Origin of the sequence: Burkholderia sp. Ax-1720 (assembly GCF_011753035.1) — a bacterium.
GTDB classification, from domain to species: domain Bacteria; phylum Pseudomonadota; class Gammaproteobacteria; order Burkholderiales; family Burkholderiaceae; genus Burkholderia; species Burkholderia gladioli.
This window is the reverse complement of the sequence record NZ_VWWK01000082.1, coordinates 20,866-28,711: the sequence shown is the minus strand read 5'-3', so window position 1 is coordinate 28,711 and position 7,846 is coordinate 20,866. Positions and strand designations below refer to the sequence as shown.

The following is a 7,846-nucleotide window of genomic DNA, read 5'->3' as shown; positions in this document are numbered from 1 at the left end:
GTGCGCAGTTCGCCTCGGTGCTGGCCACCGGCAACCGCGCGCTGTTCGCGGGCGCCGCCGGCGAGGCGCTGGCCGCCGCGCTGCCGGCCTCGCTGAAGGGCCAGGCGACGGTGCGCAAGCAGGCCGACGCGAGCTTCGACGCGGTGCTGTTCGAAGGCGACAGCGACGAACTGCTGGCGCTGGTGAAGGAGGTCTCGCAGCGTCCCGGTCCGATCGTCTCGGTGCAGGGCGTGGCGGCCGGCGCCTTCGAGAACGGCGACGAGGATTACGCGCTGGAGCGCCTGCTGACCGAGCGCTCGGTCAGCGTGAACACCGCGGCGGCGGGCGGTAACGCGAACCTGATGACGATCGGCTGAGCGATCCCGGCTGGTTGGCATGACGAAACGGAAGCGGCACGGCAAACCCGAAGCCGCTCCATTTACCCTGGTTTTACCCTGGTATTAGGAGAAGCTAATGCAACACACGATGAAAAAAGTGGCAGGCGCGACGTTCGTTGCGGTCATGTCGCTGGCGGGGACCGCGTACGCGGATGACGTGAAGATCGGCTTCGCGGCACCGATGACGGGAGCGCAGGCGCATTACGGCAAGGACATGCAGAACGGCATCGTGCTGGCGATCGAGGACTTCAACGCGACGAAGCCCGTGATCGGCGGCAAGCCGGTGACCTTCGTGCTCGACTCGCAGGACGACCAGGCCGACCCGCGCACGGGCACCACGGTCGCGCAGAAGCTCGTCGACGACGGTATCAAGGGCATGCTCGGCCACTTCAACTCGGGTACCACGATCCCGGCCTCGCGCATCTACGCGAACGCCGGCATCCCGGAAGTCGCGATGGCGACGGCGCCGGAGTACACCACGCAAGGCTACAAGACGACCTTCCGGATGATGACCTCCGACACGCAGCAGGGATCGGTCGCGGGCGCCTTCGCGGTGAAGGATCTCGGCATGAAGAAGATCGCCATCGTCGACGATCGCACCGCCTACGGCCAGGGCCTGGCCGACCAGTTCGAGAAGGCCGCCAAGGCAGCCGGCGCGACCATCGTCGATCGCGAGTTCACCAACGACAAGGCCGTCGACTTCAAGGCGATCCTGACCAAGCTGAAGGCCGCCAAGCCGGATCTGGTCTATTACGGCGGCGCCGATTCGCAGGCCGCGCCGATGGTCAAGCAGATGAAGTCGCTGGGCGTCACGGCGCCGCTGATGGGCGGTGAAATGGTCCACACGCCGACCTTCCTGAAGATCGCGGGCGACGCCTCGGAAGGCACCATCGCCTCGCTGGCCGGCCTGCCGCTGAACGACATGCCGGGCGGCAAGACCTACGCCGACAAGTACAAGAAGCGCTTCGGCGAGGACGTGCAGACCTACTCGCCGTACGCCTACGACGGCGCGATGGCGATGTTCAACGCGATGAAGAAGGCGAACTCGACCGATCCGGCCAAGTACCTGCCGGTGCTGGCGCAGACCGACATGGCCGGCGTGACCTCGACGCATATCGCCTACGATTCGCGCGGCGACCTGAAGAACGGCGGCATCACGATGTACAAGGTCGAAAAGGGCGAGTGGAAGCCGCTCAAGAGCATCGGCGGCAAGTAAGCCTCGCAGCCCCGGCGGCTTGACCGCCCGGGTTGGCTCGCGGGACCGGACCGGCCGGTCGGCACGTTGTCACGACGTGCCGGCCGGCCGGTTTTTTCATGGCCGCCGTGCCGCGGAGCATCGCGGCGCGGGATCGCGTCGTGCGGTTCAGCCATGCAATTTCCTCATGGCGGCCATGCAGAGGATTCGATTGCGGGGGGAATTTGTCTCCGGCTAAATCGCCCGGTAAGGCCGCCGCCGCGTCGGCGCGGCCGGTTCCGCCGCAGGAGATGTCCCATGCAGAGCGCCCTCGCGCCCCGCTCCAAGCTGCCCGACGTGGGCACCACGATCTTCAGCGTGATCGGCAAGCTGGCCGCCGAACACGATGCCCTCAATCTCTCGCAGGGCGCGCCCAACTTCGCGCCCGACCCGGCGCTGGTCGAGGGCGTGGCGCGCGCGATGCGCGACGGCCACAACCAGTACGCGCCGATGCCGGGCGTGCTGGCGCTGCGCGAGGCGCTGGCGCTGAAGACCGAGAGCCTGGGCGGCGCGCGCTACGACCCCGGCAGCGAGATCACCGTGCTGGCCAGCGCCAGCGAGGGCCTGTACGCCGCGATCAGCGCGCTGGTGCATCCCGGCGACGAGGTGATCTATTTCGAGCCCTCGTTCGACAGCTACGCGCCGATCGTGCGCATGCAGGGCGCCGTGCCGGTGGCCATCAAGCTCTCGCCGGAAACCTTCCGGATCGACTGGGACGAGGTGGCGGCCGCGCTCACGCCGCGCACGCGGATGATCATCGTCAACACCCCGCACAACCCCACCGCCACCATTTTCGGCGCCGACGATCTCGCGCGGCTCGAGCGGCTCACGCGCGACACCGGCATCGTGATCCTGTCCGACGAGGTCTACGAGCACGTGGTGTTCGACGGCGCGCGCCACCTCGGCATGGCGAGCCGCCCGGCGCTGGCCGAGCGCAGCGTGATCGTCTCCTCGTTCGGCAAGTCCTTCCACGTGACGGGCTGGCGCGTCGGCTATTGCCTGGCGCCGGCCGCGCTGATGGACGAGATCCGCAAGGTCCACCAGTTCATGGTGTTCTCGGCCGATACGCCGATGCAGATCGCCTTCGCCGAGGCGCTGGCCGATCCGGCCAGCTACCTGGGGCTGTCGGCCTTCTACCAGGCCAAGCGCGACCTGCTGGCGCGCGAGCTGGCCGATTCGCGCTTCGAGCTGCTGCCCAGCGAGGGCAGCTTCTTCATGCTGGCGCGCTTTCGCGATTTCTCCGACGAGCGCGACAGCGATTTCGTGCTGCGCCTGATTCGCGACGCGCGCGTCGCCACCATCCCGCTGTCGGCGTTCCACGCGGACGGCACCGAGACCGGCGTGATACGCCTGAGCTTCGCCAAGGACGACGCGACGCTCGTCGAGGGCGCGCGCCGGCTGCGCGCGCTCTGATCCGAATCCCGCAGACTGCAAGGAGATCAGCATGACTGGATGGAACCGGCGGCGCGTCAGCGCGTTCGCCTGCGCGCTCGGCGCGACGGCTGCCATGAGCCTCACGGGCGCCGCCCGGGCGGCCGATGCGCAGAACCTGCGCTTCGGCGTCGAGGCGCAATACGCGCCGTTCGAATCGAAGGCGGCCGACGGCTCGCTGCAGGGCTTCGACATCGACGTCGGCAATGCCGTGTGCCGCACTGCGAAGCTCGACTGCAAGTGGGTGGAGACCTCGTTCGACGGATTGATCCCGGCCCTGCAGGGGCGCAAGTTCGACGCGATCAACTCGGCCATGAACGCGACGCCGCAGCGTCGCCAGGCGATCGCCTTCACCGCCATCATCTATCGCGTGCCGACGCAGCTGATCGCGCGCGCGAGCAGCGGTTTGCAGCCGACGCCGGAATCGCTGAAGGGCAAGCGCATCGGCGTGCTGCAGGGCTCCATCCAGGAAACCTACGCGAACGCGCACTGGGCCAACGCGGATGTGTCGATCGTCTCCTACCAGGACCAGAACCAGGTCTATGCCGACCTGGTTTCGGGGCGCCTGGACGGCACCCTGGTGCTCGCGCCGGCCGGCCAGCGCGGATTCCTGTCCCGGCCCGACGGCAAGGGTTTCGCCTTCGTCGGCGCGCCGGTGCGCGACGACCGGATCCTCGGCGACGGGATCGGCTTCGGCTTGCGCAAGGGGGATGCGGCGCTGAAGGCGCGTCTCGACGCGGCCATCGAGCAGCTCAAGGCCGACGGCACCGTGCAGGCGCTGGGCCGCAAGTATTTCGGCGATATCGACATCTCGACGAAGTAGCGAGCATGAGATGGGGCGCGCATGGATCTCGTGCCGCCCCGCTCCGCTCCATCCCGCCTCAATCGGGATCGGCCTCGGCCAGGCGTGCCGCCACGTCGCGCAGCCAGGCCTCGCTCCAGGTCAGCGCCCCCACCTTCAGGTGCCCGACCACGCTGCGCACCCAGTCGAGTTCGGTCTCGACGGTGGCCTGCAGCAACTCGCTCTCCAGCAGGAACAGCCGCGGGATCTGCATCGCGAGTGCCGCGTTGCGGGCCGCCTCGAGCCGTTCGAGTTCCTCCTCGAGCGCGAGGATGCGCGCCTCGAGCTGGCGCCGCGCATCCTCGACCGACAGCAAGGGCAGGATCGACAGCGCGACCGGAAACGCCGGGAATTCGCGGGCCGGTTGCGCGAGCTGCTCGCGCAGCCACTGGCGCGCGGTGTTGCGACCCGATTCGGTGACGGCGTAGATAGTGCGCTCGGGGAACATGCCGTCGCGCTCGGTATCGTGGACCACCACCAGGTGGTCGCGCAGCAGGCGCTCGAGCGTCTGGTAGAGGCTGTTGCGCTGGCGGACGTTGATCACCTCGTCCTTGCCGCGCAGTTTGATCAGCTGCTGGATCCGGTAGGCGTGCATCGGCGCTTCGGTCAGCATCGCCAGCACGGCCAGCGCGAGAGGGGAAAATTTCGGCATGAGCCAGTCGAATCCATCATCAATTTGTGACTAGTGATTTTATGACTGGTCATGAATTGACGCAATGACGAACGCGGGTGCCGGTTGCGGGCGCGCCTAGCCGACGTGGGTGCGCTTGGCCGGCGCCTCCGGCGTTTCCATGGTCGCGAGGCCATGCACGATGCCGCAATCCTCGACCGTGTGATCGCCCTGGCACTGCTCGCGCAATTCGCTGAGCTGGGCCTTCAGGTGCTGCAGTTCGACCAGCCGCGCATTGACGTGGCCGATGTGTTCGTCGAGCAGCGTGTTGATCGAATCGCAGCGATCGGCGGGGTCGTCGGTCAGGCGCAGCAGCGCGCGGATTTCGTCGTGCGTCATGTCGAGCGCGCGGCAGTTGCGGATGAACCGCAGGCGCTCGACGTGGACTTCGGTGTAGCGCCGGTAATTGGCGTCGGTGCGCTCGGCGTCCGGCATCAGACCCTCCTTCTCGTAGAAGCGGATCGTTTCCGGCGTGCAGCGGGCGGCTTTCGCGAGTTCGCCGATCTTCATCAGATTCTCCTGGCGGTAGCGGTTGACCCTGAAGTGGCTTCAGGGTGTTAACTCTACACCGTCAAGCAATCAGGCATCGGAGAAGGTGATGAGCGAAAGCAATCGGAGCAAGGACGCGATCGGCGTCGAGGCGCGCGAGGCGCAGGCGGTGGCGGCCGGCGACCATGCCGGCCACGAGGCGCATGCGCATGGCGCCGGCGCGGCTTGCTGCGGGCACGACCACGACCATGCCCGTGCGCCGGCCGATGCCCGCGCCGCCGCCGCGCCGGGCCAGGCGATCCAATGGACGCGCCGTGATCCGGCCAGGCAGGCCGAGCTCGCGCTCGCCGCCGCGCCGGAACGTGCCGATGCCTGTTGTTCGGGCGAGGCGCATTCGCATGAGCATGATCACGCGCATGCCGGCCACGACGATGCGGGGCACGACCACGCCGCGCCGCACGGCAGCCATGGGCATGCCGCCGCCGATCACGCGGGCCATGACCCTTCGAACCATGATCATGCGGGCCACGGTCACGCCGCGCACAATCACGCCGACCACGACCACGACCACGACCACGACCACGACCACGCCGCCCACAGCCACGACCACGGCGCCGACTGCTGCGCCCCCGCCGCGCTGACGCTCGCGCCGCTGCCCGGCACCGAGCGCCTGGCCGACGGCCAGGAACGCTCCGCCTTCCGCATCATGCAGATGGACTGCCCGACCGAGGAAACGCTGATCCGCAAGAAGCTGGGCGGCATGGCCTCGGTGGCGACGCTCGACTTCAACCTGATGCAGCGCATGCTGACCGTGGTCCACACGCCGGGCGCGGCCGATTCGGTCGCCGCGGCGATCCGCACGCTCGGCATGACGCCCGAGCTGGCCGGCGCCGCCGACGCCAAGGCGGGCGGCCCCGTCGCCGAGCCCGCCAAGCCGGTCTGGCCGCTGGTCGCGGCCGGCGTCGCCGCGCTGGCTTCCGAGGCCGTCACCTGGGCCGGCCTGCCGACCTGGGCCGCCGCGCTGCTGGCGCTGGCCTCGGTGGCGATCTGCGGGCTCACCACCTATCGCAAGGGCTGGATCGCGATCCGCAACGGCAACCTCAACATCAACGCGCTGATGAGCATCGCCGTGACCGGCGCGATGCTGATCGGCCAGTGGCCCGAGGCGGCGATGGTGATGGTGCTGTTCACCATCGCCGAGCTGATCGAGGCGAAGTCGCTCGATCGCGCCCGCAACGCGATCCAGGGCCTGATGCGGCTCGCGCCCGATACCGCCACGGTGCGCCAGCCCGACGGCAGCTGGGCGTCGGTGGCGGCGGCCGAGGTCGCGCTCGGCGCGATCGTGCGCGTGCGCCCCGGCGAGCGCATCGGCCTGGACGGCGAGCTGGTCGAGGGCCGCTCCAGCGTGAACCAGGCGCCGATCACGGGCGAGAGCCTGCCGATCGAGAAGGCACCCGGCGACGCCGTGTTCGCCGGCACCATCAACGAATCGGGCTCGTTCGACTATCGCGTCACCGCGGTGGCCTCGAACACCACGCTGGCGCGCATCATCCACGCCGTCGAGGAGGCGCAGGGCGCCAAGGCGCCGACCCAGCGCTTCGTCGACCGCTTCGCGCGCGTCTACACGCCGATCGTGTTCGCGATCGCGCTGCTGGTCGCGGTGGTGCCGCCGCTGCTGCTGGGCGGGTCCTGGCACGACTGGGTCTATCGCGCGCTGGTGCTGCTGGTGATCGCCTGCCCTTGCGCGCTGGTGATCTCGACGCCGGTCACCATCGTCTCGGGGCTGGCGGCCGCGGCGCGGCGCGGGATCCTGGTGAAGGGCGGCGTCTATCTCGAGGAAGGCCGCAAGCTCGGCTGGCTCGCGCTCGACAAGACCGGCACGCTCACCCACGGCAAGCCGGTGCGCACCGACGTCGAGATCCTGGCCGACGATCTCGAGCCGCAGCGGATCGCCTTCATGGCCGCGAGCCTCGCGAGCCGCTCCGATCACCCCGTTTCGCAGGCGATCGCGACCGCGGCGCTGGCCGAGCGCGGCAGCGCCGGCGCGCCGTTCGCCGAGGTCGAGGGCTTCGAGGCGCTGCCGGGCCGCGGCGTGCGCGGCAGCGTCGACGGTGCCGCCTACTGGCTCGGCAACCGGCGCCTGGCGGTCGAGCTCGGCCGCGCCTCGGCGGCGCTCGACGAACGCGTGGCCGCGCTCGAATCGAAGGGCCGCACGGTGGTGATGCTGATCGACGCGACGCGCGTGCTCGGCCTGTTCGCGGTCGCCGACACGGTCAAGCAGACCAGCCGCGAGGCGATCGAGCAACTGCACGCGCTCGGCATCCGCACCGCGATGCTGACCGGCGACAATGCGCACACGGCCGCGGCGATCGCGCGCGAGGTCGGCATCGACGATGCGCGCGGCAACCAGTTGCCCGAAGACAAGCTGGCCGCCGTGGTGGAATTGTCGGGCCAGGGCCGCGCGGTCGGGATGGTGGGCGACGGCATCAACGACGCGCCGGCGCTGGCGCGCGCCGACATCGGCTTCGCGATGGGCGCGATGGGCACCGACACGGCGATCGAGACGGCCGACGTCGCGCTGATGGACGACGACCTGCGCAAGATCCCCGCCTTCGTGCGCCTGTCGCGCGCCACGCACCGCGTGCTGGTGCAGAACATCGGCTTCGCGCTGGTGGTGAAGGCGGTGTTCCTCGGCCTCACCGTGGCCGGGCTGGGCACCATGTGGATGGCCGTGTTCGCCGACGCGGGCGCGAGCCTGATCGTGGTCGGCAATGGCTTGCGGCTGCTGCGCGCCTCGCGCTGAG

The 7,846-nt window shown here is 69.4% G+C and carries 7 protein-coding genes; 5 read left to right on the top strand and 2 right to left on the bottom strand.

The window, feature by feature from the left end:
* The 4 genes from F3J18_RS21985 to F3J18_RS21970 all read left to right on the top strand — a co-directional run.
* A partial coding sequence (locus tag F3J18_RS21985; protein WP_166914168.1) for a hypothetical protein occupies positions 1-356 on the top strand: 356 nt, incomplete at its 5' end.
* 97 nt (positions 357-453) lie between these two features.
* A complete protein-coding gene (locus tag F3J18_RS21980; RefSeq protein WP_025097725.1) occupies positions 454-1,593 on the top strand; it encodes a branched-chain amino acid ABC transporter substrate-binding protein in 1,140 nt (379 codons plus the stop codon).
* Positions 1,594-1,869: 276 nt separating this feature from the next.
* Positions 1,870-3,024 (top strand): pyridoxal phosphate-dependent aminotransferase, encoded by a 1,155-nt coding sequence (locus F3J18_RS21975; RefSeq protein WP_166914166.1) that lies wholly within the window; start codon positions 1,870-1,872, stop codon positions 3,022-3,024.
* A gap of 94 nt (positions 3,025-3,118) precedes the next feature.
* Positions 3,119-3,865, top strand: a complete 747-nt coding sequence (locus F3J18_RS21970) for an ABC transporter substrate-binding protein (RefSeq protein ID WP_166914170.1) — start codon at positions 3,119-3,121, stop codon at positions 3,863-3,865.
* A 58-nt stretch (positions 3,866-3,923) separates the two neighbouring features.
* Here the strand turns inward: F3J18_RS21970 and F3J18_RS21965 are convergent, their stop codons facing one another.
* Both F3J18_RS21965 and cadR read right to left on the bottom strand, forming a co-directional pair.
* Positions 3,924-4,535: a PadR family transcriptional regulator gene (locus F3J18_RS21965; protein WP_025097728.1), complete on the bottom strand. Its 612-nt coding sequence runs from the start codon at positions 4,533-4,535 to the stop codon at positions 3,924-3,926.
* Between the two features lie 96 nt (positions 4,536-4,631).
* Entirely contained in the window at positions 4,632-5,063 is a 432-nt protein-coding gene (gene cadR, locus F3J18_RS21960; protein WP_025097729.1) for a Cd(II)/Pb(II)-responsive transcriptional regulator, read from the bottom strand.
* A gap of 88 nt (positions 5,064-5,151) precedes the next feature.
* Between cadR and F3J18_RS21955 the strand changes: the two genes are divergently transcribed.
* A complete protein-coding gene (locus F3J18_RS21955; protein WP_166914164.1) occupies positions 5,152-7,845 on the top strand; it encodes a heavy metal translocating P-type ATPase in 2,694 nt (897 codons plus the stop codon).
* Position 7,846: the final 1 nt, after the last annotated feature.